23 protein-coding genes, 1 pseudogene and 1 riboswitch are annotated in these 25,712 nt (G+C 72.2%); of the genes and pseudogenes, 15 read left to right on the top strand and 9 right to left on the bottom strand.

Features of this window, described 5'->3' with window-relative positions:
* Nucleotides 1-79 precede the first annotated feature (79 nt).
* Nucleotides 80-793, bottom strand: coding sequence for a M50 family metallopeptidase (locus HUT19_RS13600; RefSeq protein WP_176180732.1), 714 nt, complete (start codon nucleotides 791-793; stop codon nucleotides 80-82).
* A gap of 110 nt (nucleotides 794-903) precedes the next feature.
* Here HUT19_RS13600 and HUT19_RS13595 point away from each other — a divergent pair, with 110 nt between their 5' ends.
* The 8 genes from HUT19_RS13595 to def all read left to right on the top strand — a co-directional run bounded on the left by HUT19_RS13595 (nucleotide 904) and on the right by def (nucleotide 8,980).
* Nucleotides 904-1,761, top strand: coding sequence for an SOS response-associated peptidase (locus tag HUT19_RS13595; protein ID WP_176180731.1), 858 nt, complete (start codon nucleotides 904-906; stop codon nucleotides 1,759-1,761).
* 56 nt (nucleotides 1,762-1,817) lie between these two features.
* A complete protein-coding gene (locus HUT19_RS13590; RefSeq protein WP_176180730.1) occupies nucleotides 1,818-2,465 on the top strand; it encodes an alpha/beta family hydrolase in 648 nt (215 codons plus the stop codon).
* A gap of 284 nt (nucleotides 2,466-2,749) precedes the next feature.
* Nucleotides 2,750-3,439, top strand: a complete 690-nt coding sequence (locus HUT19_RS13585; protein ID WP_217712367.1) for a sigma-70 family RNA polymerase sigma factor — start codon at nucleotides 2,750-2,752, stop codon at nucleotides 3,437-3,439.
* Nucleotides 3,436-3,765, top strand: coding sequence for a mycothiol system anti-sigma-R factor (rsrA, locus tag HUT19_RS13580; RefSeq protein WP_176180728.1), 330 nt, complete (start codon nucleotides 3,436-3,438; stop codon nucleotides 3,763-3,765). The genes HUT19_RS13585 and rsrA overlap by 4 nt, the downstream gene beginning before the upstream one ends.
* A gap of 175 nt (nucleotides 3,766-3,940) precedes the next feature.
* Nucleotides 3,941-5,338: an HD-GYP domain-containing protein gene (locus tag HUT19_RS13575; RefSeq protein WP_176180727.1), complete on the top strand. Its 1,398-nt coding sequence runs from the start codon at nucleotides 3,941-3,943 to the stop codon at nucleotides 5,336-5,338.
* A 386-nt stretch (nucleotides 5,339-5,724) separates the two neighbouring features.
* Nucleotides 5,725-7,008, top strand: coding sequence for an HD-GYP domain-containing protein (locus HUT19_RS13570; protein WP_176186840.1), 1,284 nt, complete (start codon nucleotides 5,725-5,727; stop codon nucleotides 7,006-7,008).
* A 218-nt stretch (nucleotides 7,009-7,226) separates the two neighbouring features.
* Complete coding sequence (locus tag HUT19_RS13565) at nucleotides 7,227-8,213, top strand: hypothetical protein (RefSeq protein WP_176180726.1); 987 nt, start codon at nucleotides 7,227-7,229, stop codon at nucleotides 8,211-8,213.
* A 137-nt stretch (nucleotides 8,214-8,350) separates the two neighbouring features.
* Nucleotides 8,351-8,980 (top strand): peptide deformylase, encoded by a 630-nt coding sequence (gene def / locus HUT19_RS13560; protein WP_176180725.1) that lies wholly within the window; start codon nucleotides 8,351-8,353, stop codon nucleotides 8,978-8,980.
* Nucleotides 8,981-9,064: 84 nt separating this feature from the next.
* On the opposite strand, the gene HUT19_RS13555 is transcribed toward def, so the two are convergent.
* From HUT19_RS13555 to HUT19_RS13540, 4 genes are all read right to left on the bottom strand, one after another.
* Nucleotides 9,065-10,096: a ribonucleotide-diphosphate reductase subunit beta gene (locus HUT19_RS13555; protein WP_176180724.1), complete on the bottom strand. Its 1,032-nt coding sequence runs from the start codon at nucleotides 10,094-10,096 to the stop codon at nucleotides 9,065-9,067.
* Nucleotides 10,097-10,113: 17 nt separating this feature from the next.
* Complete coding sequence (locus tag HUT19_RS13550) at nucleotides 10,114-12,537, bottom strand: ribonucleoside-diphosphate reductase subunit alpha (RefSeq protein ID WP_176180723.1); 2,424 nt, start codon at nucleotides 12,535-12,537, stop codon at nucleotides 10,114-10,116.
* Nucleotides 12,538-12,669: 132 nt separating this feature from the next.
* A riboswitch (cobalamin riboswitch) is annotated at nucleotides 12,670-12,793 on the bottom strand.
* Between the two features lie 71 nt (nucleotides 12,794-12,864).
* A complete protein-coding gene (locus tag HUT19_RS13545) occupies nucleotides 12,865-14,364 on the bottom strand; it encodes an FGGY-family carbohydrate kinase (protein ID WP_176180722.1) in 1,500 nt (499 codons plus the stop codon).
* Complete coding sequence (locus tag HUT19_RS13540; protein WP_176180721.1) at nucleotides 14,361-15,422, bottom strand: 2-hydroxyacid dehydrogenase; 1,062 nt, start codon at nucleotides 15,420-15,422, stop codon at nucleotides 14,361-14,363. The genes HUT19_RS13545 and HUT19_RS13540 overlap by 4 nt, the downstream gene beginning before the upstream one ends.
* 94 nt (nucleotides 15,423-15,516) lie before the next feature.
* Here HUT19_RS13540 and HUT19_RS13535 point away from each other — a divergent pair, with 94 nt between their 5' ends.
* The 3 genes from HUT19_RS13535 to HUT19_RS13525 all read left to right on the top strand — a co-directional run bounded on the left by HUT19_RS13535 (nucleotide 15,517) and on the right by HUT19_RS13525 (nucleotide 18,480).
* Nucleotides 15,517-16,161 carry a histidine phosphatase family protein gene (locus HUT19_RS13535; RefSeq protein ID WP_176180720.1) on the top strand — a complete coding sequence of 215 codons (645 nt, stop codon included), beginning with the start codon at nucleotides 15,517-15,519 and terminating at the stop codon, nucleotides 16,159-16,161.
* Nucleotides 16,158-16,958: a DeoR/GlpR family DNA-binding transcription regulator gene (locus HUT19_RS13530; RefSeq protein WP_176180719.1), complete on the top strand. Its 801-nt coding sequence runs from the start codon at nucleotides 16,158-16,160 to the stop codon at nucleotides 16,956-16,958. Before HUT19_RS13535 ends, HUT19_RS13530 begins: the two co-directional genes overlap by 4 nt.
* A 64-nt stretch (nucleotides 16,959-17,022) precedes the next feature.
* Nucleotides 17,023-18,480 (top strand): FGGY-family carbohydrate kinase, encoded by a 1,458-nt coding sequence (locus tag HUT19_RS13525; protein WP_176180718.1) that lies wholly within the window; start codon nucleotides 17,023-17,025, stop codon nucleotides 18,478-18,480.
* A 7-nt stretch (nucleotides 18,481-18,487) separates the two neighbouring features.
* Here HUT19_RS13525 and HUT19_RS13520 read toward each other — a convergent pair whose 3' ends face one another.
* Nucleotides 18,488-18,988: a GNAT family N-acetyltransferase gene (locus HUT19_RS13520; protein ID WP_176180717.1), complete on the bottom strand. Its 501-nt coding sequence runs from the start codon at nucleotides 18,986-18,988 to the stop codon at nucleotides 18,488-18,490.
* Here HUT19_RS13520 and HUT19_RS44265 point away from each other — a divergent pair.
* Nucleotides 18,869-19,366, top strand: a pseudogene (locus HUT19_RS44265) (KR domain-containing protein); the annotation flags it as partial. The gene HUT19_RS13520 and the pseudogene HUT19_RS44265 overlap by 120 nt on opposite strands.
* 67 nt (nucleotides 19,367-19,433) lie before the next feature.
* Here the strand turns inward: HUT19_RS44265 and mctP are convergent.
* From mctP to HUT19_RS13500, 3 genes are all read right to left on the bottom strand, one after another.
* Nucleotides 19,434-21,077 carry a monocarboxylate uptake permease MctP gene (mctP, locus tag HUT19_RS13510; protein ID WP_176180716.1) on the bottom strand — a complete coding sequence of 548 codons (1,644 nt, stop codon included), beginning with the start codon at nucleotides 21,075-21,077 and terminating at the stop codon, nucleotides 19,434-19,436.
* Nucleotides 21,074-21,334: a DUF3311 domain-containing protein gene (locus HUT19_RS13505; RefSeq protein WP_176180715.1), complete on the bottom strand. Its 261-nt coding sequence runs from the start codon at nucleotides 21,332-21,334 to the stop codon at nucleotides 21,074-21,076. Before HUT19_RS13505 ends, mctP begins: the two co-directional genes overlap by 4 nt.
* A 239-nt stretch (nucleotides 21,335-21,573) precedes the next feature.
* Nucleotides 21,574-22,362, bottom strand: a complete 789-nt coding sequence (locus tag HUT19_RS13500; RefSeq protein ID WP_176186838.1) for a GntR family transcriptional regulator — start codon at nucleotides 22,360-22,362, stop codon at nucleotides 21,574-21,576.
* A 239-nt stretch (nucleotides 22,363-22,601) separates the two neighbouring features.
* Here HUT19_RS13500 and HUT19_RS13495 point away from each other — a divergent pair, with 239 nt between their 5' ends.
* Genes HUT19_RS13495 through HUT19_RS13485 form a run of 3 tightly spaced genes read left to right on the top strand, consistent with a single transcriptional unit; the run spans nucleotide 22,602 to nucleotide 25,706 of the window.
* Nucleotides 22,602-23,873, top strand: coding sequence for an extracellular solute-binding protein (locus HUT19_RS13495; protein ID WP_176180714.1), 1,272 nt, complete (start codon nucleotides 22,602-22,604; stop codon nucleotides 23,871-23,873).
* Nucleotides 23,874-23,877: 4 nt separating this feature from the next.
* A complete protein-coding gene (locus HUT19_RS13490) occupies nucleotides 23,878-24,879 on the top strand; it encodes a carbohydrate ABC transporter permease (RefSeq protein ID WP_176180713.1) in 1,002 nt (333 codons plus the stop codon).
* Entirely contained in the window at nucleotides 24,876-25,706 is an 831-nt protein-coding gene (locus HUT19_RS13485; protein WP_176180712.1) for a carbohydrate ABC transporter permease, read from the top strand. The genes HUT19_RS13490 and HUT19_RS13485 overlap by 4 nt, the downstream gene beginning before the upstream one ends.
* Nucleotides 25,707-25,712: the final 6 nt, after the last annotated feature.

Here is a 25,712-nt window from a genome sequence, read left to right as displayed (position 1 = left end):
TGATCAAAAGTGGCGAAACCCAGTCGAAACACAGCCCTGGGCCATGTGGCGCACGAGGTACGCCGGGGGCTCGTACGGCTCACATCCCCAGCAGCCAGCGACCGCCCGCGAGCAGCGAGCACAGCGAGACGACGTGGAACATCAGCAGCCAGGCACCGGCCGGAATGCCGGTGAGGCGGGCCAGTTGATCGGGGTCGGAGTCATGCGCGCCGCCGTGCCGGCGCTTGCGCTGGAGCTCGAACGCCGGGCGGACGCCGCCCAGCAGCAGGAACCACACCGCCGCGTAGGCGAACGCCGCCTGCACCTCCGATCCGGTCAGCCAGGAGACGAGGAAGAAGGCGGCACCGGTGACCACGACCGTGAGCACTCCGTACGCGTTGCGGATCATCACCAGCATCGCGGCGAGCAGCGCCGTGGCCCCCCACAGCAGGGCGGTGATGTGGTTCGAGGCCAGCAGCCAGGAACCGGCCAGGCCGAGCAGCGAGGGCGCGGTGTACCCGGCGGCGGCGGTGAGGACCATGCCGAGGCCGGTGGGCTTGCCGCGGGAGACGGTCAGCCCCGAAGTGTCCGAGTGCAGTCGTATGCCGTCCAGCCGCCGCCCGCTGAGCAGCGCGACCAGCCCGTGGCCGCCCTCGTGGGCGATGGTGATGGCGTTGCGGGTGATCCGCCAGGTGGTCCGGTAGACCACCACGGCCAGTGCGACGAGCCCGGTGGAGGCGACCAGCCAGGTGGTGGGGTCCGGCTGGGTCCCGACGACGCGGTCCCACAGCTCGGCGGCGTTCGTGGCGTCCATGGGCGGGCGGCTCCTCGCGGCTGGCGTTGCGGTCGGCCGTCTTCCGGCCGTCGGGCTCGATTCCCGGCTCGGCGGCCACCGGGCCCGGGCGTCGTGGCAGTGTGGCACCTATGTGCGGTCGATACGCAGCGAGCCGGAGGCCGGAGGATCTCGCCGGGCTCTTCGGAGTGGAGAAGTGGGAGCCGGAAGAGACTCTGGCGCCCGACTGGAACGTCGCGCCCACCAAGGGCGTGTACGCGGTGCTCGAACGCCCGCTGAAGAACGGCGCCGACGCCGCCGGGCCGCGTCCGGTCCGCCAGCTCAGGGCGCTGAAGTGGGGACTGGTGCCGTCCTGGGCGAAGTCGCCCGAGGGCGGGGTGAAGATGATCAACGCCCGGGCCGAGACGGTGCACGAGAAGCCCTCGTACCGGCGGCCGTTCGCCTCGCGCCGGTGCATCCTGCCCGCCGACGGCTATTACGAGTGGGTCACCGGATCCTCGGAGCGGCAGCTGGAGGAGAGGGGGAAGCGGAAACGGCCGCGCAAGCAGCCGTACTTCGTGACCCCGGTGGACGGTTCGGTGATGGCGATGGCCGGGCTGTACGAGTTCTGGCGGGACCGGACGCTGCCGGACGAGCACCCGCGGGCGTGGTGGGTGACCTGCACTGTGATCACCACGGAGGCGGAGCAGGAGCCGTTCGCCGAGGTGGCCGGAGCGGCGGAGGCCGGGGATACGGCGGGCGAGGGTGCCGGGCCGCGCTCGCTGGCCGATATTCATCCCCGGATGCCGCTGGTGCTCACCGAGGACCGCTGGGCGGAATGGCTGGATCCCGCCCGTACCGATCCGGACGATCTGCGTCCGCTGTTGGCCCCGCCGCCTGCGGGTCTGCTGCGCGCGTACCCGGTCGGGACCGGGGTGAGTGATGTTCGCAACAACGGGCCGGAGCTGGTGACGGAGCTGGAGGCGCCGGAGGAGGCCACCCTCTTCTGATCGGCCCCCGGTGGTGCCCCGTGCGATCCGGCCCCGGCGCACGGCAGGATGGCCGGGTGAGTACGAAGACGACCGAAACCGTGCCGACTCCGGTCGGTGATGCCCGTATCACCTGGCATCGCGCCCCCGGCGCCCACGCCGTGCTCGCCGTGAGCCATGGCGCGGGCGGCGGGATCGAGGCGCGGGACCTGCGCGCCCTGGCCGCCGAGCTGCCCGGGCAGCGGGTGAGCGTCGCCCTGGTCGAGCAGCCGTGGCGGGTGGCCGGGAAGAAGGTCGCGCCCGCGCCGAAGACCCTCGACACCGGCTGGCGCGCCCTGTGGCCCGCCCTGGAGAAGGCCGGACTGCCGGTGGTCGCCGGCGGCCGCAGCGCGGGGGCGCGGGTGGCCTGCCGGACCGCCCGTGAGCTGGGCGCCGCCGCCGTACTGGCGCTGTCCTTCCCGCTGCACCCGCCGGGCAAGCCGGAGAAGTCCCGGGCCGAGGAGCTGCTGGGGGCCGGGGTGCCGACGCTGGTCGTCCAGGGTGGACGGGATCCGTTCGGACGCCCCGGGGAGTTCCCCCAGCTGCCCGCCGGTACCGAACTGGTCGAGGTGCCCCACGGCGACCACGGCTTCGCGGTGCCGAAGTCGGCCGGGGTCGGCGAACCGGAGACGCTCGCGGTGATCACCGGGGCGGTCACCGGGTGGCTGCCGCGCGCCCTGGGCTGAGGCCGGGCCGAGCACACCGGCCCGGAGCGCCGCGGGAATGCCGGGGCCGGGTCCGGCGTTGTAGCCGACATCGGTATTCACCGCGCGATGGCACCGCACGAGGAAAGGGAGTTCCCCGCATGGGTTCGCTTGCTTGCCCGGCCCGCCCGCACGCCGCTGACCTGGAGTGGACGGAAGCGGTAGGGGCGCAGACCGCGAAGATCGAAGCGGCGGGCGGACCGGATCGTCGTCTATTCTCCGATTCGAGCGGGTCCGCATCCGGCCCCGCCGCGAAGCTGGAGGAGGTGGGTCAGGTCACTGGGACCGACGCAGAGACCGACGGCGTCAACGAGGGAGAGCCGGCCGAGCGCCCGGAGGAGACGACTGCCGAGCGCAATGCGCGCTTCGAGCGGGACGCCCTCACCTTCCTCGACCAGATGTACTCCGCCGCGCTGCGCATGACGCGCAATCCGGCCGATGCGGAGGATCTCGTGCAGGAGACGTACGCGAAGGCGTACGGGTCCTTCCATCAGTTCCGTGAGGGCACCAACCTCAAGGCGTGGTTGTACCGCATCCTCACCAACACGTTCATCAACTCGTACCGCAAGAAGCAGCGCGAACCGCAGCGCAGCGCGGCCGAGGAGATCGAGGACTGGCAGCTCGCGCGCGCCGAGTCGCATATGTCGACCGGGCTGCGCTCCGCCGAGTCACAGGCCCTCGACCACCTGCCGGATTCCGATGTCAAGGAGGCTCTTCAGGCCATTCCCGAGGAGTTTCGCATCGCGGTCTACCTCGCGGATGTCGAGGGGTTTGCCTACAAGGAGATCGCGGACATCATGGGTACACCCATCGGTACGGTGATGTCCCGTCTGCACCGGGGGCGCCGTCAGCTGCGTGGACTGCTGGAGGACTACGCCCGTGGGCGCGGGCTGGTCCCGGCGGGCGCGTCCGCCGCGGCGGACGAGTCGCACGATCGGAAAGGCGCGGACTCATGAGCTGCGGAGAGCCGCACGAGACGGATTGCTCCGAGGTCCTCGACCATCTCTACGAGTTCCTCGATCACGAGATGCCGGACGGCGACTGCGCCAAATTCGAGGTGCACTTCGACGAGTGCTCCCCGTGCCTGGAGAAGTACGGCCTGGAGAAGGCCGTGAAGAAGCTGGTCAAGCGGTGCTGCGGCCATGACGACGTACCCAGCGACCTCCGGTCGAAGGTCATGGGCCGGATCGAGCTGATCCGGTCCGGACAGACCGTCCCCGAGCGGGAGATCACCGCGGAGACCCCCGCCCCGGAGAGCACCCCCAGCACCGCCCAGGAGTGACCCGCGGCGGAGCGTGACCGCCGCGCGACGTGCCCCAGCGGTCCGATCATCACCCGAAGGTGTGCAATCGGGCGGCTCGGCCGGTCGTCCCCGCCGTTCGCGGCTCTATTCTCCCGAATCTGACCCGCCCCGCCCGTCAGGGGACAGGGCGGACCTGGACCGGGAGGAGGGCGCCGTGCGGGCACTTCCTCTCGGGGCGCGCGTCTATGTTCTGTGCGCCGCGCTCGCCGCCGCGCTGTGTGCCGCCCCCCTCCTCCGGCCCCAGGCCGCCGTTCCCTGGGCCTCCGTTGTCCTCCTCGCCGCGGTCTACGCGGCGGGGGCCCGCGGGACCCGCGCCCCATGGCCGGAGTGGTACAGCCCCGTCCTTCTGGCCGGGGCTTTTCTGCTGCCTCCCGGCGCCGCGTCGCTGGTCGCGGTGCCCGGCGCGCTGCTCGCGCCCGTCGGACGGCGACCGGCCGGGGTACGCCGGATCTGGCACGCCGCCCAGCTCGCCCTGGCCGTCTGGGCCGCCGGACACACGTTCGCCGCGTTCGGTGGGCGTGCGGCGCTCGACGCCGTCCGGGCGCCCGGCGCACCCGGCTTCTCGTCCGCCCTGGCCGCCGCGGCCGTCGCCGCGCTCGTGCTCTGCCTGGCCGTGATCGCCCTGGAGTGCGGGGTGCTGGTCACCGCCGAGCGCCACTCCCCGCGCGCCGCCTGGCGCGGCCGGGTCCTCGGCTCGCTCGCCCCGCATCTGGTGCACGGGTCCGCGGGGCTGGCCATGGCCGTGCTCTGGCACAGCGCCTGGGGGCCGGCGGCGGCCCTGCTGGTGCTGCTGCCGATGTACGTCTCCGCGTGCGTCTTCGCCCTGTACCACCGGGAGCGCACCGCCCACCAGGCCACCATCCGCGCCCTCGTCCAGGCCGTCGACATCAAGGACCGCTACACCCGGGGCCACAGCGAACGCGTCGGCCGCGCCTCGGCGATGATCGCCCGGGAACTGGGCATGAGCGGCGACCGGCTCGAGGCGCTGCGGATCGCGGGCATCCTCCACGACGTGGGCAAGCTGGGCGTCCCCACCCGGATCCTGCGCAAGAACGGGCCGCTGACCCCCGACGAGCGCCGGATCATCGAACTGCACCCCGAGTACGGCCACGAGATGGTGCGCGGCATCGGCTTCCTGGGCGAGGCGCGCGCGGCCATCCTGCACCACCACGAGCGGCTGGACGGCACCGGCTATCCGTACGGGCTCGCCGGGACGCAGATCCCGGAGTTCGCGCGGGTGGTCGCGGTCGCCGACGCCTTCGACGCGATGACCTCGACGCGTACGTACCGGCGGGGGCGGCCGGTGCCCACCGCGGTCGAGGAGCTCAAGCGGTGCGCGGGCTCGCACTTCGACCCCCGGATGGTGCGGGCCCTGGCCCGCGCCCTGGACCGGCACGGCTGGCACGCGGCCGTCACGGCGGACGCCGCCGGTGAGGAGCGCGGAAACGCTCCGGCGGGCGCGCGGCGGGCGCTCCCGGAACCGGCCGTCGCGGCGGCCCCCGGCCCGTCCGCCCCGGCAGCGCAGCCGGACAGCGCGGACGGTGCACCATGACGGCCGACCGCGACCGCGACCGTGACCGCGACGTGGCCGAGCGGCGGCGCAGCACCCGCGACGAGGACGCCGCCGGGCACATCGCGCGCGGGCGGGCACGCGGTGACGACGCACCGGACGCCCCGCCGGTCCCGGCGGGGCGCCGGGGCGGGCCTCCCAGGGCGCCGGGAGGGCCGGGTCCGGAGGGGCGGCCGGACCCGCCCGCAGCCGGGGACACCACCGGGGCGACCGGAGTCCTGGGCCTGCCCGGGGCGCCTGGCCGGTTCGTCGGTCCCCTCGACCGGCTCGCCGGGCGGCACGGGCGGGCGGTGGGGCGGATACGGCGGGGCCGGGTGCGGGCCGTGGCGGAGGGCGGGCGGCGGACCGGGGCGCTCACCGTGGCCGGGGTGTACGGCGCCGCCGGGGCGCTCGCCGTTGTCGCGCTCGGCTGGACCGAGTGGCACGGGGTGCGCGAGCCGGAGGCGGCGCTCGCCTTCGGGGTGCTCATCGCCGTCGGGGAGGCCATCCGGTGCGCCGATGTTCCGCCCACGCTCCCGCGCGCGAGCGGGGCGCACGAACAGCGCGGTGAGCCCGCGCCCGTGGCCGCCGCTGGTGCCCTCGGCTACGCCCTGCTGGGCAGCCTCGGCGGTGAGCCCACCACCCACGGTGTCCTCCAGGTCGTCACCGTCGTCGTGGCCGCCTCCCTGGCGGGCATGGTGCCGCGGCTGGCGTTCGGCTGCCCGGCCGACCCCGGGCACACCGCCCGCCGGGTGCTCACCGTCGCCTTCGCCGCCACCTGCTTCCAACCGGTGTACCAGACCGGCCGGTTGACCTCGTGGTTCGGCCAGGGGCCGCTGGTGGTCGGCTACTTGCTCGCGCTGCTGGCCCTGACCGCGCTGTGCGACGCCGTGCTGGCCGCCGCGCTGGCGCGGGCCCGCACCGGCTGGCCGTACGTCCCGCTGCTCCGCGACGAGCTGTGGGCGCTGCCCGGGGTGGGGTCGGCGATCTGCGCGACGGGGGTGGTGATGGCACTCGCGGCCGCCGTCGCCGGGCTGTGGGCGCTGCCGGTGCTGTCGGTGCCGCTGCTGCTGATCCAGTACGCGTTCCGCCGCTACGCGGGCATACGGGCCACCTACCGGCAGACCATCGCCTCGCTGGCCCGTTCGACCGAGATAGCCGGGTACACCCCCGCGGGCCATGCCCGCAGGGTCGCCGAACTCAGCCGGGCCGTCGGCCGTGAGCTGGGGCTTTCCGAACCGGCGCTGACCGTGCTGGAGTACGCGGCGCTGATGCACGACATCGGGCAGCTGTCGCTGCTCGACCCGGTGCCCGCCGGGGCCACCGAACCGCTGCCCGGGGCGGAACAGCGCAGAATCGCGCTGCTGGGAGGTGCTGTGGTACGCCAGACCGGGGTACCCGCCGAGGTGGCGGTGATTGTCGAGCGGCAGGCCGATCCGTATCGGGACCAGCCGCTCACCGCGCGTATCGTGCGCGCGGTGAACGCGTACACCGAGCTGGCGGCCGGTGGGGCGGTCGGCCCGGCGGGCCCCGCGGGCGCGGCCGCGCTGTACGCCCTGGAGCGGCTGCGGCTGGCCACGGCCCGTGACTTCGACCCGGCGGTGGTCGAGGCGCTCGCCACGGTGCTGTCCCGTCCGGTGCACGGCCGGTCCCGGTCGAGAACTCGCGGGTAATGAGCGGGTCTCCCAGAAGGCATGGTTGGATGCGAGGAGAGGGGTGTCGGGCCGATGGCCGGTGGCAAGGAGGTGTGGTGGGCATCGTGTCCCGGCCGAAGCGAGAGGGGCCGGGCTGAGATGTCCGCGAATGTGTGGCAGGTTGTCCTCCAGGGAGGGCGACGCCGTCCGCGAAGGCATCTGGTTCGGGACTATTTCGATACCGGCAGGCGGGAATCGTGAAGATCTTCGGCAAGGTACGGCACCGGCCGTCCGCCTCATGGCGGCAGGCCACGGACCGTGCGTTCACGCTCATCGGCGACGGCCGGTACGAGGACGCGGGCGCGCTGCTGACCCGCGCCGCCGACCTGGAGCCGTGGCTGTCGGAGTCCTGGTTCAACCTGGCCCTGCTGCACAAGTTCCGGCACGACTGGGAGCAGGCCCGCGCCGCCGGGCTGCGCGCGGTCGCACTGCTGGACCGCGAGACGGGCGCTCCCGACTGGTGGAACGTGGGCATCGCCGCCACCGCCCTCCAGGACTGGCCGCTGGCCCGCCGCGCCTGGCAGGCGTACGGGCTGAAGGTTCCCGGGGAGGCGTCCGCGTCCGGTGAGCCGCTGGGCATGGAGCTGGGCAGCGCCGCGGTGCGGCTGTCGCCGGAGGGCGAGGCCGAGGTGGTCTGGGGCCGCAGGCTGGACCCGGCCCGGATCGAGGTGCTGTCCATCCCGCTGCCGTCCTCCGGGCGGCGCTGGGGCGAGGTGGTGCTGCACGACGGCGTTCCGCACGGTGAGCGGGTGACCTCCGCGGGCCCGGCCTACCCCGTCTTCGACGAGATCGAGCTGTGGGCGCCGTCCCCGGTGCCGACCTGGGTGGTGCTGCTGGAGGCGGCCTCCGAGGCCGACCGGGACGCCCTGGAGCGGCTCGCGGCGGACGCGGGCTTCGCCGCCGAGGACTGGTCGTCCTCGGTGCGGCTGCTGTGCCGCTCCTGCTCGGAGAGCCGGATGCCCAGCGACGAGGGCGAGGGCGAGCACCTGGATCCGCACGACCACAGTGAGCCGGGCCACCCCGGACCGCTGGGGCACCGCACGGCCGGCTCGGGCTCGCTGTGGGTCGCCGAGCGCGAATGCGGGATCGCGGCGCCGAGTGGGCTGGTGCGGGGGCTGCTGGACGGCTGGGTCGCCGACAGCCCGGACACCCGTGAGTGGCGGGATCTGGAAGAGGTCTGCTGACGCCCGCGGGCCCGCTTCCGGGCCCGTCCCGCCCCCGCCGACGGCCAGTGGGGGCTCCGCTGACGCCCGTGTCACTCCGGGCGGGCCGTACTCTGTAGGGCGACGCATCAGGGTTGACGGAAGGCGTACGGCGGACGATGTCGCAGCAAGGGACTGAACAGCAGGTGGACGGCGAGTTCATCGTGGACACGGAGAACTGCGAGGAGCGCGAGCGGACTCACCGCGAGCGCGGCACCGCCCGCCCGATCACCGTCGTCGGCAATCCGGTGCTGCACCGCGAGTGCAAGGACGTCACTGAGTTCGGCGACGACCTGGCGCGGCTCGTCGACGACATGTTCGCCAGCCAGCGGGCGGCGGAGGGCGTGGGTCTGGCCGCCAACCAGATCGGCGTCGACCTGAAGGTCTTCGTCTACGACTGCATGGACGACGAGGGCGTCCGGCATGTGGGCGTGGTCTGCAACCCGGTGCTGGACGAGCTGCCCGCCGAGAGCCGGGTGCTGGACGACTCCAACGAGGGCTGTCTGTCCGTCCCCGCCGCCTACGCCGAGCTGCCCCGCCCGGACGTCGCCGTGGTCCGCGGCCAGGACGCCGAGGGCAAGCCGGTCGCGGTGCGCGGCACCGGCTACTTCGCCCGCTGCCTCCAGCACGAGACCGACCACCTCTACGGCCGCCTCTACATCGACCGGCTCTCCAAGCGTGACCGCAAGGACGTGCTGCGGCAGATGGCCGAGGGCACCCCGCGCTACGAGACGGTGCCCAACGACTGAGCGCCCCTTCGCCCGACGCCACGGGCCGGACCCCCGTCAGGGAGTCCGGCCCGTGGCGTGTGTGCCGGTGGGAGGTTAAGGCGATCAGAAGTCGTCGTCGAAGGAGACCGAGCCCTCGACCGCGACCTGGTACGCCGAGGCGCGGCGCTCGAAGAAGTTGGTCAGCTCCTGGACGTCCTGGAGCTCCATGAAGGAGAACGGGTTCTCCGAGCCGAAGACCGCGGGGAAGCCCAGGCGCTTCAGGCGCTGGTCGGCCACGCACTCCAGGTACGCGCGCATCGACTCGGTGTTCATGCCCGGCAGCCCGTCGCCGCACAGGTCGCGGGCGAACTGGAGCTCCGCCTGGACGGCCTCCTTCAGCATGTCCGTGACCTGCTGCTGGAGCTCGTCGTCGAAGAGCTCGGGCTCCTCCTGGCGGACGGTGTCCACGACCGAGAAGGCGAACTCCATGTGCATCGACTCGTCCCGGAACACCCAGTTGGTGCCGGTCGCCAGGCCGTGCAGCAGCCCGCGGGAGCGGAACCAGTAGACGTAGGCGAAGGCGCCGTAGAAGAACAGCCCCTCGATGCACGCCGCGAAGCAGATCAGATTGAGCAGGAAGCGGCGCCGGTCGGCCTTGGACTCCAGCCGGTCGATCTTCTCCACCGAGTCCATCCAGCGGAAACAGAATTCCGCCTTCTCCCGGATGGAGGGGATGTTCTCCACGGCGGCGAACGCCGCGGCGCGGTCGTCCGGATCGGGGAGGTAGGTGTCCAGCAGCGTCAGATAGAACTGGACGTGCACGGCCTCCTCGAAGAGCTGCCGCGACAGATACAGCCGCGCCTCGGGGGAGTTGATGTGCTTGTAGAGCGTCAGCACCAGGTTGTTGGCCACGATCGAGTCGCCGGTCGCGAAGAAGGCGACCAGCCGGCCGATCAGATGCTGCTCGCCCGGGGAGAGCTTGGCGAGGTCGGCCACGTCGGAGTGGAGGTCGACCTCCTCCACCGTCCAGGTGTTCTTGATCGCGTCGCGGTAGCGGTCGTAGAAGTCCGGGTACCGCATGGGCCGCAGGGTGAGTTCGAAGCCCGGGTCGAGCAGGTTCTTCGGACGGTTGGGCGAGGTGTTCGCCGTGGTCATCTCGGATGCGGTGGGCATTACTGGCAGGCCTCGCAGGACTCGGGGTTTTCCAGGGAGCAGGCGATGGCGTCCTCGTCGGCCGCCACCTGCTGTACGGGGACGGAGACGGGGGTGGTGGCGGCGGCCGCGCCACCGCCGCGCGCGGACTGGGCGATCCGGGTCGCCGGGCGCGAACGCAGGTAGTAGGTGGTCTTGATGCCCCGCTTCCAGGCGTAGGCGTACATCGAGCTGAGCTTGCCGATGGTCGGCGAGGCCATGAACAGGTTCAGCGACTGGCTCTGGTCCAGGTACGGGGTGCGGGCCGCGGCCATGTCGATCAGGGCGCGCTGCGGCACCTCCCACGCGGTGCGGTACAGCGCCCGGACGTCCGCGGGCACCCAGGAGAAGTCCTGGACCGAGCCGTTGGCCTCGCGCAGCGCCTCGCGGGTCTGGGCGTCCCAGACGCCCAGCTTCTTCAGGTCGTCCACCAGGTAGGAGTTGACCTGGAGGAACTCACCGCTGAGCGTCTCGCGCTTGAAGAGGTTGGAGACCTGCGGCTCGATGCACTCGTAGACACCGGCGATCGAGGCGATCGTCGCGGTCGGCGCGATCGCCAGCAGCAGCGAGTTCCGCATCCCGGACTTCGCCATCCGCTGCCGCAGCGCCTCCCAGCGCTCCGGCCAGGTGGCCACCGCGTCCGTGTAGTGGTCCGGGTGCAGCACACCGCGTGCGGTGCGCGTTGCGGACCAGGCCGGATGCGGGCCGTGGCGCTCGGCGAGGTCGCAGGACGCCTCGTACGCGGCCAGCATGATGCGCTCGGAGATCCGGGTGGACAGCTCCTTCGCCTCGGGGGAGTCGAAGGGCAGCCGCAGCCGGAAGAAGACGTCCTGGAGGCCCATCAGGCCCAGACCCACCGGCCGCCAGCGGGAGTTGGAGGCACCGGCCTCTTCCGTGGGGTAGAAGTTGATGTCCACCACGCGGTCGAGGAAGGTCACGGCCGTGCGGACGGTGGCGTCCAGCCGCTCCCAGTCCATCGCCTGTTCCCCGTCGACGCCCTTGCCCAGGTGGACGGCGAGGTTGATCGACCCCAGGTTGCACACGGCGGTCTCGCCGTCGTCGGTGACCTCCAGGATCTCGGTGCAGAGGTTGGAGGAGTGGACGACCTTGCCGGGCTCGGCGGTCTGGTTGGCGGTGCGGTTGGCGGCGTCCTTGAACGTCATCCAGCCGTTGCCGGTCTGCGCCAGGGTGCGCATCATGCGGGCGTAGAGCTGGCGGGCCAGGACCTGCTTGACCGCGCGGCCCTCGGCCTCGGCCTTGCGGTACGCGGTGTCGAACTCCTCGCCCCACAGGTCCACCAGCTGCGGCGCGTCGGCGGGGGAGAACAGCGACCAGGAGGCATCCGCCTCGACCCGGCGCATGAACTCGTCCGGGATCCAGTGGGCGATGTTGAGGTTGTGGGTGCGGCGGGCTTCCTCGCCGGTGTTGTCCCGCAGCTCCAGGAACTCCTCGATGTCCGCGTGCCAGGTCTCCAGGTAGACACAGGCCGCGCCCTTGCGCCGGCCGCCCTGGTTGACCGCGGCCACCGAGGCGTCCAGGGTGCGCAGGAACGGCACGATGCCGTTGGAGTGCCCGTTGGTGCCCCGGATCAGCGAACCGCGGGCGCGGATACGGGAGTAGGAGAGCCCGATGCCGCCCGCGTGCTTCGACAGCCGCGCGACCTGGTGGTAGCGGTGGTAGATCGAGTCCAGCTCGTCCAGCGGCGAGTCCAGCAGGTAGCACGAGGACATCTGCGGATGGCGGGTGCCGGAGTTGAACAGCGTGGGGGAGCTGGGCAGGTACGACAGGGTGCTGGTGAGCCGGTACAGCTCGGCGACCTCGTCCACGGCTCGCTCGCTGAGGTCCTCGGCCAGACCGCAGGCGACCCGGAGCAGGAAGTGCTGCGGGGTCTCGATCACCTGACGGGAGGTCGGGTGGCGCAGCAGGTAGCGGCTGTGCAGGGTGCGCAGTCCGAAGTAGCCGAACCGGTTGTCGGCGCCGTCGGCCAGCGCCCGGTCCACCAGCGCGTCCAGCCGGGCGGCGTGGGCGGTGACGAACTCGGCGGTGGAGTCGGCGATCAGGCCCTCGCGGTGGCCCACCGCGACCGAGGCCGAGAAGGAGACCGCGCCCTGCCCGGCCGCCTCCTCGGTGATCGCCAGGGCCAGCAGCCGCGCGGCCAGCCGGGAGTACTCCGGCTCCTCGGCGATCAGCCCGGCCGCCGCTTCGGTCGCGAGGGTGCGCAACTCCGCCTCGTCCGAGCCGGGGTGACGGCCGCGCAGGGCGGCGGCCGCGACCTTGCCGGGGTCGGTGGCGGGCAGATCGGCGGTGAGCCCGGTGAGGGTCCGCAGCAGTGCGGTCCCGGGAGCGTCGGCCTCTGCCTGGGAAGCCGCTGCCTCTGAAACCGGGTCGGCGGGCGCGATGGTCACTGAAGTGTTCTCCCTCGCTCGGCTGGGGGCCAGGAGGGAGGGTGCGATGGCCGCGTACGGGCATGACGAATCCGCACTACCGTACGAACGCACACCGCGCAGCGTCCAACGGCCCAACCCGCGAGGCCCGGACGTGTTCAGACGGCCGTCGACGGGTCATCGGACTCACGGGTACACATATGCGTACACGTACACCGTTGCGGGACAGTTCCGGATTCCCACCGGATTCCCCTGCGTCGACAGCGAGCACGAGCATACATCTTGTGTCGGCCGACGCACGCACCCCCACATCTTGTGTCGCCCACGGGGGAGTTTCCCACGTATGTGCTATTGCGGGGCGGCCTCGGCCCGCTGTTCCGAGGCGTTCTCCCGCCATACGGCAAGGGCCCGGGCCAGCCGGGAACGGTAGTCGGCGTAGCCGCGTTCGAAGATGTCGCGGCGGTCCGGATCCGGTGCCACGGTCCGCGCGTCGGCCTGCCAGCGCTCCGCGTCGACCGGCTCGCCGAGGCACTCCCAGGCGACGGCGACCGCGCCGCGAGCCCCCACCTCGGGCTCGTCCGGGATGCGCACCTCGCGGCCGAGGACATCCGCGAACAACTGGGTCCAGGCCCGGGACCGGGTGCCGCCGCCGCACAGCGCCAGGCTCGCGGAGAGCCCGGCCGCCTCCAGGCAGTGGCGGGCGGCGTAGGCGATCGACTCGCAGACCGCGCGGACCGCGTCGGCTCGGGTCGAGGCGAGGGTGAGCCCGTCGAGCCGTCCCTGGGCGGCGGGTTCGACGAACGGCGCCCGCTCGCCCGCCCCGGACAGGAACGGCAGCGCGGTCACCCCGCGGGCGCCGGGCGGGCTGGTGCCGAGTATCGCGTCCAGGTCGGCGGTGGTGGCCCCGGTGAACTCCAGCGCCCATTCCAGGGCCGCGGTGCCGACCATGGCGGGCATGGCCCGCAGCCAGCGCGCCGGGTCGGGGGTGCACAGCCACATCCCGGCCGGGTCGGCGGACGGGTCGATCCGCGCGTCGTCGGTGAGGACCTGACAGGCCAGGGTGGTGCCCACGATCAGCAGACCGTCGCCCCGCTCCCGTACCCCGCTGCCGATGGCGCAGGCCGGCAGGTCGTACGGGCCCGCGGTGACGGGGAGTCCGGCCGGGAGCCCGAGCAGCCGGGCGCCCTCCGCGTGCAGCGCGGCGACCGCGCCGGGCGCCGAGGGCTCCGGCAACAGCCGTGCGTACGCGGCGATTCCGCACATCTCCAGCGCGTCCGGGACATAGCGGCGGGTGGTGACGTCGAGGAACGGCAGCGAGGCGTCGGAGGCGTCCACGCCGATCACCCCGGTCAGCCGCTGGGCGACCGCGTCCACGCAGTAACCCGCGACCTCGGCCCGCTCCAGCGACCGCGGTTCGTGCTCCGCGAGCCAGGCCAGCAGCGGCGCGTGGCAGCCGGGGAACACCCCCGAGCCGGTGCGGGCCCACAGGGCGCGCAGGGTGCCGTCCGCGCGCCAGCGGGCCACCGTGTCACCCGCCCTGCCGTCCATCCACGAGATCGGCGGACGCACCGCCCGGCCCGCCGCGTCGCGCAGCCACAGACCGTCCCCCTGGCCGGTCAGGGCGAGTGCGACGGGGGGCGCCGGAAGGGCGGCGGCGACCTCGCGGCACACCTCGGCGACGGTGCGCAGCACGTCCTCCAGGTCCTGTTCGACCCGGCCGCCGGCCTGCCGGTCCAGTCCGCTGGGGCGGCTCGCGGACACCACGGCCCGCCCGTCCCGGCCGAAGGCCACGGCCTTGGTCACCGAGGTGCCGACATCGACTCCGATCATCACCCGGTCGGTGCTCATGGCGTACGGACCTCCGTGGCATCGGGGTTGGCGGGGAGGGCGGGATGGGCGAGCTTCTCGCCGCGGACCCAGCGGGCGACCTCGGCGGCGGTGATGGCCGCCGCGCGGTGCGCCGTCTGCCGGGTGGCACCGGCCAGGTGCGGGGTGGTGACGACGTTCGGCGCGGAGTGCAGCGGCCAGTCGGCGGGCGGCGGTTCGATGTCGTAGACGTCCAGCGCCAGGGCGCCCAGCCGCCCGCTGCGCAGCGCCTCGGGCAGCGGGGCGTAGTCCAGCAGCCCGCCGCGCGCGGTGTTGACCAGGACGGCGCCGGGTTTCATCCGCGCGATCCGCTCGGCGTCCAGCAGATGGCGGGTCTCCGGGGTCAGCCGGGCGTGCAGGCTCACCACCTCGCTGCGGTCGAGGAGTTCGTCCAGGCCGACCGGTTCGACCCCGTCGGCGCGGGCGGCCTCCGGGTCCGTGTAGGGGTCCGCGACCAGCACCCGGGCGCCGAAGGCGCGCAGCACCCGGGCGACGATCCGGCCGATGGCCCCGTAGCCCACCAGCCCGACGGTCGCGCCGTCCAGCTCGATTCCGGCCTCCTCGTACGCGTAGAGGTCGCCGCGCCAGCGCCCGCCGCGCAGTTCGGCGTCGGCTGCGGGGATCCGGCGCATCGCGGCGAGCATCATGACGATCGCGAACTCGGCGGCGGCAGCGGCGTTCCGGCCCGGGGCGAAGCTGACGGCGACCCCCGCGCGGGTGGCGGCGGCCAGGTCGACATTGACCGGGCCGCCGCGGGAGACGGCGACCAGGCGCAGTCCGGGGCGGGCGGCGAAGACCTTCTCGGTGAAGGGCGCCATCTGCGTCACACACACCTCGGCGCCCGCCAGTGCCTCGATCAGCCCCTCCTCGCTGCCGCTGGCCTCGGTCACCCCGTCCACCGGGCCGAACGGCTCGTGCGGCCAGGGCAGCGTCAGCTCGGCGATCTCCAGGGACCGGCCCGCCGGACCGAGCCGGTCGTGGAGGGCCGCGGCGATCAGCCGGGGGGTGACGAAGTGGTCTCCGGCGGCGAGGACGCGCATAGGGGCCTTCCTTCGGCGATACATCACATGAACGATGCTAGATTTAACATCCCAGACTTGATCAGGCAATGGCCGACGCGTGGAGGCGCCCGGAATGACCACCCGACTGCTGCTGGTGCGCCACGGCGAGACCGTCTGGCACGCGGAGAACCGCTACGCCGGAATCTCGGACGTGGCCCTGACCGAGCGGGGCCACCGGCAGGCCGCGGCGCTCGCCCGCTGGGCCGCGGAGCGCGGCGCGGACGCCGTCGCCTGCTCCCCGCTGAGCCGCGCCCGGCTGACCGCCGCCCCCGCGGCGAAGGCGCTGGGCCTGGTGCCCGAGGTCGTCGAGGAGCTGCGCGAGGTCGACTTCGGCTGGGGCGAGGGCCGCACCATCGCCGAGATGGAGGCCGAGGACCCCGCAGCGGTACGGGCGTTCCGGCGGGACGCCGAGACCGGCGCCTTCCCCGGCTCGGAGCCGCCCGGCCGGGCGGGGGAGCGCGCCGCCGCCGCGCTGCGCTCCCTCGCCGCCGCGCACCCGGGGCGCACGGTCCTCGTCGTCGCGCACAACACCCTGCTGCGCACCGCGTTGTGCGCCCTGCTCGGTATCCGCCCCGGCCGCTACCGCGAGGTCTTTCCGCGGCTGGACAACGCGGCGGTGACCGAGATCGAGCTGACCGGGGACCGTGCGGCACTGCGCTCGCTGAACGTCCCCACCGGGCGCGGCCCCGCGGGCGGTACGGAAGAATCCCCGGCATGACCTCCACCGGCACCTCCGGCGGCTCCGCCCGCTCCCAGGACGCCCGCAGGCAGACCATCACCGAGTACGTGCTCGAACGCTCCACCGCCACCGCCGCGGAACTGGCCGAGCTGACCGGCGTCAGTCTGATGACGGTCCACCGGGACCTCGACGAACTGGCCCGGCTCGGGGTGGTGCGCAAGTTCCGGGGCGGGGTCTCGGCGCTGCCCTCGTCGGTCTTCGAATCCAGCCTGGACTACCGGATGGGCGTCAACCGGGCCGAGAAGGAGGCGGTCGCGGCCGCCGCCGCGGAGCTGGTCGAGCCCGGGATGTCGGTGATGCTGGACGACTCCACGAGCGCGCTCGCGCTGGCCCGGCTGCTGGTGGCGGCCGCCCCGCTGACCGTGGTGACCAACGCGCGGCGGGTGGTGGAGGTCTTCGCCGGGGTACCGCAGACGCGGCTGATCGGGCTCGGCGGCGAGTACTCGCACACCCATGACTCCTTCCTCGGGGTGCCGTGCGCGGAGGCCATCGAGGCGCTCTCGGTGGACATGGTGCTGGTGTCCACCTCTGCCATGGACGCGCGGACCACCTACCACCAGGAGCAGGACGTGGTGATGGTCAAGCGGGCGATGCTGGCCGCGGGGCACCGCAAGGTACTGCTGATGGACGCCTCCAAGACCAAGCGGACCGCGCTCCACCGGCTGTGCCCGGTGGACGACTTCGACCATCTGGTGGTGGACGGGGGCGTGGAGCCGTCGCTGCTCACGGAGTTGCGGGAGCGCACCGACGTCCGGGTGGCGGGAACATCCACCTGACCCGCAGGCGGCAACCAGGTCCTGGCCCACCCCGAAATCACATCGCTCATGTTAATTTAACGGAATGCATGATGTTCTGGGTGAGGTGGTCGCCGGGATCGACATCGCCACGGCGGCGGTACGGGTGCTGTGCGTCGACGCGGACGGCCGGGTACGGGCGGAGGGCCGCGCGGCCCTGCCGACGCCGCACCGCGGCCCGGGCGGCCACAGCGAACAGCCGGCCGGGTCCTGGTGGCCAGCGGTCGCCTCGGCCCTGCGCCAGGCCACCGGAGCGCTCCCCGCGGGCGGCCGGGAAGTGGTGGCGGTCGCCACCTCCGCCACCTCCGGCACGATCGTCCCCGTGGACGGCGCGGGGGAGCCGACCGGTCCGGCCCTGATGTACGACGACCGCCGCGCGGCCGCGCTCAACGCCCGCGCCCAGGAGCTCGGCGCCGACCGCTGGCGGGCACTCGGCCTCTCCGTCGGCCCGACCGCCGCGCTGGGCCGGATCGCCTGGCTGGCGGACGACTCCGGCCGCGGGAGCGGCCGGACCCGGCACATCCGCCACACCCCCGATCTCATCGGCCACCGGCTGACCGGGGCGCCGGTGGCCACCGACTGGAGCCACGCGCTCAAGAGCGGCTACGACCCGCGCGAGGGCGGCTGGCCGGACGAGGTCCTCGGCGCCCTCGGCGTCCCCGGCGGCTGGCTGCCGCCGGTCCAGGCACCGGCCACCGCCGTCGGCACCGTCTGCCCGGAGGCCGCGGCGGAGACCGGACTGCCCGCCGGATGCGCGGTCCGGCTCGGGATGACCGACGGCTGCGCCGGACAGCTCGCCACCGGCGCGGTGCGGCCGGGCCAGTTCGCCGGAATCCTGGGCACCACCTACGTCCTCAAGGGCGTCACCCGCGAGCTGGTCACCGATCCGTCCGGAGCGCTCTACAGCCACCGCCACCCCGACGGCTGGTGGCTGCCCGGCGGCGCCTCCAACACCGGCGGCGAGGCGCTCGCCCGGGTCCCGGCCGACCGGCTGCCCGCGCTCGACCGGGCCGCCGCCGACCGCGGCCCGGCCTCCGTGATCGCCTATCCGCTGCGCCGCGAGGGCGAGCGCTTCCCGTTCGTCAGCGGCGCGGCCCGCGGCTTCGTCCACGGCACCCCGGACGACGACGCCGACCGCCACCGCGCCGCGCTGGAGGGCGTCGCCTTCCTGGAGCGCCTGGCGCTGGACCGGGTGCGGGAGCTGGGCGTGGCGGTCGAGGGACCGCTGTGGGCGGCGGGCGGCGGCAGCCGCAGCCCGCTGTGGACCCGGATCCGCGCCACCGTCCTCGGCCGCCCGCTGCGCGTCGCCGACCACGCCGAAACCGCCTTCGGCGCCGCCCTGCTGGCCGCCTCCGGCACCCTCCACCCCGATCTCGCGACGGCCGCCGCCGCGATGGTCCGCACCGGGCGGGACATCGAACCGCACCAGAAGGAACGCGGGGCGCTGGAGGACTCCTACGCCGCCTTCACCGCCGCCCTGCGCGACCGCGGCTGGCTGGGCTGACGGCGGGCTACAGCGCCACGGTGAACGCCCAGATCCCTATCCCCGGCACCGGCTCCCAGTCCCGCTCCGGGGCGCGGACGAAGCCCAGCCGCCCGTAGAGCCGGTGGGCGGCGGTCATCCTCGGGTGGCTGGATATCACGATCCCCTGGAGCCCCCGCTCCCGCGCCCTGTCCAGACACGCGCGCACCAGCGCCTCCGCCACCCCGCGCCGCCGGGCCCCGGGCCGCACCGCGAGCATCCGGAACTCGCCCTCGCCGGGCCGGGCCTGCTGGGCGTACGGAGCGCCGTACGCGGAGAAGGCCAGGGCTCCCAGCACCGTTCCGCCGGAGGAATCCACGGCGACCAGCACGTCGGACTCCGCGGCCCGCCGCCGGGCGTCCCGCAGATCGTGCAGGTAGGGGTCCTCGGCCCCGAAGTCGAGCAGGCCGTCGTCGAGGTACACCGCCGTGGTCATCTCCCCGACCTCGTCCAGTTCCTCGTCCCGCGCCCGCCGCACCGTGATGTCCATGTCCGCAGTGTGCCCGACCTCACCGCCGCCCGGCACCCCGATCCGTGCCCCTCCGGGTTCCCCGGACAGCAGGTGGCCCCAGGGCACCGCGGACGCTGTTCGCGGTCGCCGCCGTGGGTCCGAAGCCGCTCCACTGACCGGCCCCTGCTCACCGTTCCGGCGCCCCTGGGCCCGGAGGGCACGGTGGTGGTCACCGGTGGCACGGGTGGTCCGGGCGCGTTGTCCGCCCGCCGTCTCGCCGCCACCCACGGCGCGCGCGACCTGCTGCTGTTCAGCCGCCGGGGCCTGGAGGCCGACGGCGCCGCCGCGTGGGTGGCGGAGCCGGCGGATCTGGGGTGCCGCGCGCGGGTCGTCGCGTGCGAGGTGTCCGACGGCGCACAAAGGGCACAAAAGGGCCGCCGCCTCCCGCGAGGGGAGGCGGCGGCCCGTGGGGACGGGGTGAGGGTCAGTGTCCGCCGGGGGCGCCCGCCGTCGCCGGGGGCAGCTCGACCTCGACGCCCGGGTCGCCCGCGTCCGCGCGGTAGTCGGACGGGGAGGTCTCGTCCACGCCGTCCGGCGCCTTCACCGCCCGCAGGATCACCGTCAGGGCCACGGTGACCACCACGTTGAGGACGAACGCGGTGAGACCGATGTAGCCGATCTCGCCGAGGCCCGGGATCTCGTCCGAGGGGCCGCCGAAGTGCTTCTGGCTCGGGTTGGTGGGGCTGGGCACGCCGTACGCCACGGCCGTGCCGTAGATCATGCCGACCGCCCAGCCCGCCAGCAGCGCCCAGCGGTGGAACCAGCGGGTGAACAGACCGCCCACCAGGGCCGGGAAGGTCTGGAGGATCCAGATGCCGCCCAGCAGCTGGAAGTTGATCGCGACCGTCTTGTCCATCGTCAGGACGAAGATCAGCGCACCGACCTTCACCATCAGCGAGACCAGCTTGGAGATCTTGGTCTCCTGCTCGGGTGTGGCGTCCGGCTTGAGGAAGTCCTTGTAGATGTTGCGGGTGAACAGGTTCGCCGCGGCGATCGACATGATGGCCGCCGGGACCAGCGCGCCGATGCCGATGGCGGCGAAGGCCACGCCCGCGAACCAGTCGGGGAACATGTTCTCGAACAGCTGCGGAATGGCCAGCTGGCCGTTGTCCACCTCCACCCCGGCCGCGATGGCCATGAAGCCCAGCAGTGCCAGCAGTCCGAGCATCAGCGAGTACAGCGGCAGGATCGTGGTGTTGCGGCGGATCACCTCGCGGCTGCGGCTGGAGAGCGTCGCGGTGATCGAGTGCGGATACATGAACAGCGCGAGGGCCGACCCGAGGGCCAGGGTCGCGTACGCCCATTGCTGTTTCTCACCGCTGGCCAGTGCGCCCTTGGGCGCCTTGGTGGTCGGGTTCTTCTGCGAGAGGGCGTCGCCCGCCTTCGCGAAGATGTCGTCGAAACCACCCAGTTTGATCGGGATGTAGATGATCGCCACCGCGATGACGATGTAGATCAGGGTGTCCTTGACGAAGGCGATCAGCGCGGGGGCGCGCAGCCCGGAGGAGTAGGTGTACGCCGCGAGCACACCGAAGGCGATCAGCAGCGGCAGGTCCTTGATGAACCAGTTGGTGTTCTCGCCGCCGCCGACGCCCATCACGTCCAGCACCGCCTGGATACCGACGAGCTGGAGGGCGATGTACGGCATGGTCGCGAGGATGCCGGTGACCGCGACGGCCAGCGACAGCCCCTTGGAGCCGAACCGGCCGCGGACGAAGTCCGAGGTGGTGACGTACCCGTGCTTGTGCGACACCGACCACAGCCGGGGCAGGAAGGTGAAGATCAGCGGGTAGACGAGGATGGTGTACGGCACCGCGAAGAACCCGGAGGCGCCGGCCGCGTAGATCGCCGCCGGGACGGCGACGAAGGTGTACGCGGTGTAGAGATCGCCGCCGAGCAGGAACCAGGTGATCCAGGTGCCGAAGCTGCGGCCGCCGAGACCCCATTCGTCGAGGTTGTTCGCGTTCTCCGCGGCCCGCCAGCGCGCGGCCAGGAACCCCATGACCGTGACGGCCAGGAAGAAGAGCAGGAAAACGGCCAGAGCGACGCCGTTCACACCGTCTTTCATGCCGATCCGCCTTCCTTGCGCGCCCGCCGCTCACGCCGGATCAGTACATAGGCGACCGAGGTCAGCACGGCCGAGATCGGCACCCAGAGCATCTGGTACCAGTAGAAGAACGGGATGCCCATGACGGTGGGCTCGATCTTGGCGTACGAACCGACCCAGAGCATGGCCACGAAGGGCGCGATCAGACAGAAGGCGACCACCACGCGGGTCGGCGTGATCGCCGGTCTCCTGCCGGGTGAAGCGGATGTGTCGGACATGGTGGCGGGCTCCCGTCCTCTCGGCTCATCACCTGCGTCTATGACTGATCGCTCACGCTGATCATGTATGTAATGCGCAGGAAATCTAAGCCCGCAGCGTGGCGGCAGTCACTACCCGTCCGCATATCGGTATGAGAAAGAAGTGGCCTCGTCCGCGACTCGGCCGCCCGCCGCGGCGTCCGGGACCGCTCCCCCACGGCGCCCGGAGCCGCCCCGTACGGCGTACGGGGCGGGCCGGCTCAGCCGTGCGGGCGCTGGAGCCGGGCCACGAACTTGTAGCGGTCCCCGCGGTAGACCGACCGCACCCACTCCACCGGCTCGCCGGAGGCGTCCAGGGAGTGCCGCGAGAGCATCAGCATCGGCAGTCCGACGTCGGTGCCCAGCAGCCCGGCCTCCCGCGGGGTGGCCAGCGAGGTCTCGATGGTCTCCTCGGCCTCGGCCAGGTGGACGTCGTAGACCTCGGCCAGGGCCGTGTACAGCGAGGTGTACTTCACCAGGCTGCGGCGCAGCGCCGGGAAGCGCTTGGCCGACAGATGGGTGGTCTCGATCGCCATCGGCTCCCCGCTGGCCAGCCGCAGCCGCTCGATGCGCAGCACCCGGCCGCCGGTGGCGATGTCCAGCAGTCCGGCGAGCCGGTCGTCGGCGGTGACATAGCCGATGTCCAGCAGCTGGGAGGTGGGTTCCAGGCCCTGGGCCTTCATGTCCTCGGTGTAGGAGGTCAGTTGCAGGGCCTGGGAGACCTTGGGCTTGGCCACGAAGGTGCCCTTGCCCTGGATCCGCTCCAGCCGCCCTTCGACCACCAGCTCCTGGAGGGCCTGGCGCACGGTGGTGCGGGAGGTGTCGAACTCGGCGGCCAGGGTCCGCTCCGGGGGGACCGGGGTGCCCGGCGGCAGGGTCTCGGTCATCTCCAGCAGATGCCGCTTGAGCCGGTAGTACTTCGGGACCCGCGCGGTGCGGGTCCCCCCGGAGTTGTTGCCGCTCTCGGCCGCGGGTGTGGTGGCCGTGGCCGTAACCCCCTCGGTCTCCATCGCGCGCCCTTCCGACTCCTGGTCTGCTGCCGTCACCGGCTCCTCCGAATTCAGCGGCTCACATCGTGGCACGGTCCCGCGCTCGGGCGGTGGCTCGGGCCGGATGTCGACAGATGTCGGTCCGGTAACGGAGCCGTTGGCGACCTTATACACCCTTGACACCCCTAAAGGTCTAGGCCAAGCTGCGGGCACTGGTCTAAACCATTAAACCTCTCATCCGGTCCTTTGAGGAGAGTGCTGTGAAGCGTGGGCTCATAGCGGCGACGGGTGTCGCGGCAATGCTGGTGAGCGTCGCGGCCTGCGGGTCCGGCGACGACGACAACAAGACCGGAGCGGACGGTTTCAAGGGCGAGACGCTGACCGTCTGGGCGATGGACGGATCCACTCCGGACGGCTGGACGAAGGATGTCAAGGCCGCTTTCGAGAAGAAGACCGGCGCCACTTTGAAGCTGGAGATCCAGCAGTGGAACGGCATCCAGCAGAAGGTGACCACCGCGCTCTCGGAGTCCGATCCGCCGGACGTCCTGGAGATCGGCAACACCCAGACCCCCTCCTACGCCCGCACCGGCGGCCTGGCCGAACTGGGCGACCTCAAGGAGTCGATCGGCGCCGACTGGTCCCCGTCGCTGAACAAGTCGGCGGTGTACGACGGCAAGCAGTACGCCGCCCCCTGGTACGCGGCCAACCGCGTTGTCCTCTACAACAAGAAGATCTGGGCCGAGGCGGGTCTGAAGAGCACTCCGAAGACCCGTGCCGAATTCTTCGAGGACCTGGACACCATCCGTAAGAAGACCGACGCCGAACCGCTCTATCTGCCGGGTCAGAACTGGTACTTCTTCGACGGGCTGACCATCGGCACCGGCGCCGACCTGGTGAAGAAGGAAGGCGGCCACTGGGTCTCCAACCTCGCCGACGCCAAGGTCGCCAAGGCCATGGACATCTACAAGCAGTACCAGTCCTTCAGCAAGGCGCCCAAGAACAAGGACGAGGCCACCCCGCAGCAGGGCGAGGTGTTCGCCAAGGGGAAGACCGGCGCCTTCATCGGTATGGGCTGGGAGGCGGCCATCGCCGTCAAGGCCAATCCGAAGATCGAGAAGGACATCGGCTACTTCACCATCCCCGGTGAGACCGCGGGCAAGCCGGAGGGCGTCTTCCTCGGCGGCTCCAACCTGGCCGTCGCCGCGGCCAGCGAAAAGCAGGAACTGGCCAAGGAGTTCCTGAAGATCGCGCTGAACAACACCTTCGAGGGACAACTCGCCGAGGAGGGCGGGGTGATCCCCAACAAGGAGTCCCTCCAGGACCGGCTGAAGGGCAACGCCGCCGCCCAGGCGGCCGCCCCCGCCGCCGCGACCGGCGGCACCACCCCGCTGATCCCCGAATGGGCCGCGGTGGAGAACGCCCCCAACCCGGTCAAGTCCTATATGACCGCCGTGCTCAAGGGGAAGTCGCCCGCGGACGCCGCCGCGTCGGTCGAGGACGAGATGAACAAGCGCCTCAGCCAGGAGCAGTAGGTCCATGGCCGTAGCGACCGAACACAAGGACCCCGGACCGGCCGCGGCCGGGGTCCCCCGGGGAGCGGCACCACCGGTCCGGACCGCCCCACCGGAGGGGCGGTCCGGACGCGGGCGGCTCACCGCCGCCGCGCCCTATGTGCTGCTCCTGCCCGCGCTGGCCGCCACCGTGGCGCTGCTGGGCTGGCCGCTGGTGAAGAACGGCATGCTGTCGTTCCAGGACCTGAACATGCGGCAGCTCATCCAGCACCTCACGGAGTGGAACGGGGGCGACAACTACCGCGAGGCGCTGGGCAGCGAGGACTTCTGGCGGGTCACCGGCCGGTCGGTGGCCTTCACGGGGGTCAACGTCGTACTGATCATGGTGCTGGGCACCCTGATCGGACTGCTGCTCGCCCGGCTCGGCACCCGGATGCGGCTGCTGCTCTCGGTCGGGCTGGTGCTCGCCTGGGCGATGCCGGTGATCGCCGCCACCACCGTCTTCCAGTGGCTCTTCGCGGCCCGCTTCGGAGTGGTCAACTGGGTGCTGGACCGGCTCGGCTGGCACTCCATGGCCGACTACAACTGGACCGGCGGCCAGTTCTCCACCTTCTTCGTCATCACCGTGCTGATCGTCTGGCAGTCGATCCCCTTCGTGGCGCTCAACCTCTACGCGGCCACCACCACCATCCCGAAGGAGCTGTACGAGGCGGCCGCGCTCGACGGCGCGGGGGCCTGGCGCGGCTTCACCTCGGTGACCCTGCCCTTCCTCAAGCCGTTCCTGCTCGCCACGGTCTTCCTCGAAGTCATCTGGGTCTTCAAGGCGTTCCCGCAGGTGTTCGCGATCAACGAGGGCGGTCCCGACCGGCTCACCGAAACCCTTCCCGTGTACGCCTTCATCGAGGGCGTCGGCAACCAGCACTACGGGATGGGCGCCGCGATCTCGCTGCTCACCATCCTGATCCTGCTGGTCCTGACCTCCTCCTACCTCCGTATCGCCCTCAGGAAGGAGGAGGACGAGCTGTGAAGCGCTCGCCGCTGGCCCGGCTGTGGCCGAACGCGACCGCCGTCGTGCTCTTCGTCGGCTTCGCGTTCCCCGTCTACTGGATGTTCTGCACGGCCCTCAAGCCGACCTCGGACATCGTCTCCGAGGACCCGGTGTGGTTCCCGGCCTCCGCCACCTTCGAGCACTTCTCAACGGCCGTCGGCGCCGAGCACTTCTGGACGCTGGTGGGGAACTCCCTCACCGTCACCGTCTCGGCGGTCGCGCTCTCCCTGGTGATCGCGCTGCTGGCGTCCTTCGCGCTCGCCCGGCTGCGGTTCCGGGGGCGGCGCGGCTTCCTGGTGACGTTCATGATCGCGCAGATGGCGCCCTGGGAAGTCATGGTGATCGCGATCTACATGCTCGTCCGCGACGGCGACATGCTGAACAGCCTGCTTCCCCTCACCCTGTTCTACATGGTGATGGTGCTGCCGTTCACGGTGCTCACGCTCCGCTCCTACATCGCCGCCGTGCCCAGGGAGCTGGAGGAGTCGGCGATGGTCGACGGCTGCACCCGGACGCAGGCGTTCATCAAAGTGATCTTCCCGCTGCTGGCACCCGGACTGATGGCCACCTCGCTCTTCGGCTTCATCACCGCCTGGAACGAATTCCCGCTGGTGCTGATCCTCAACAAGGACGCCGGGGCCCAGACCCTCCCGCTGTGGCTGTCCAGCTTCCAGACCCAGTTCGGCGACGACTGGGGCGCCACCATGGCGGCCGCCTCGCTCTTCGCCGTCCCCATCCTGCTGCTCTTCCTGTTCCTGCAACGCAAGGCGGTCGGTGGGCTGACTTCCGGCGCTGTGAAGGGATGATCCCCG

The organism is Streptomyces sp. NA02950 (assembly GCF_013364155.1).
In the GTDB taxonomy this organism is placed as follows: Bacteria; Actinomycetota; Actinomycetes; order Streptomycetales; family Streptomycetaceae; genus Streptomyces.
Note: the sequence above shows the minus strand (reverse complement) of the source record. Positions and strands in the feature narration are given on the sequence as shown.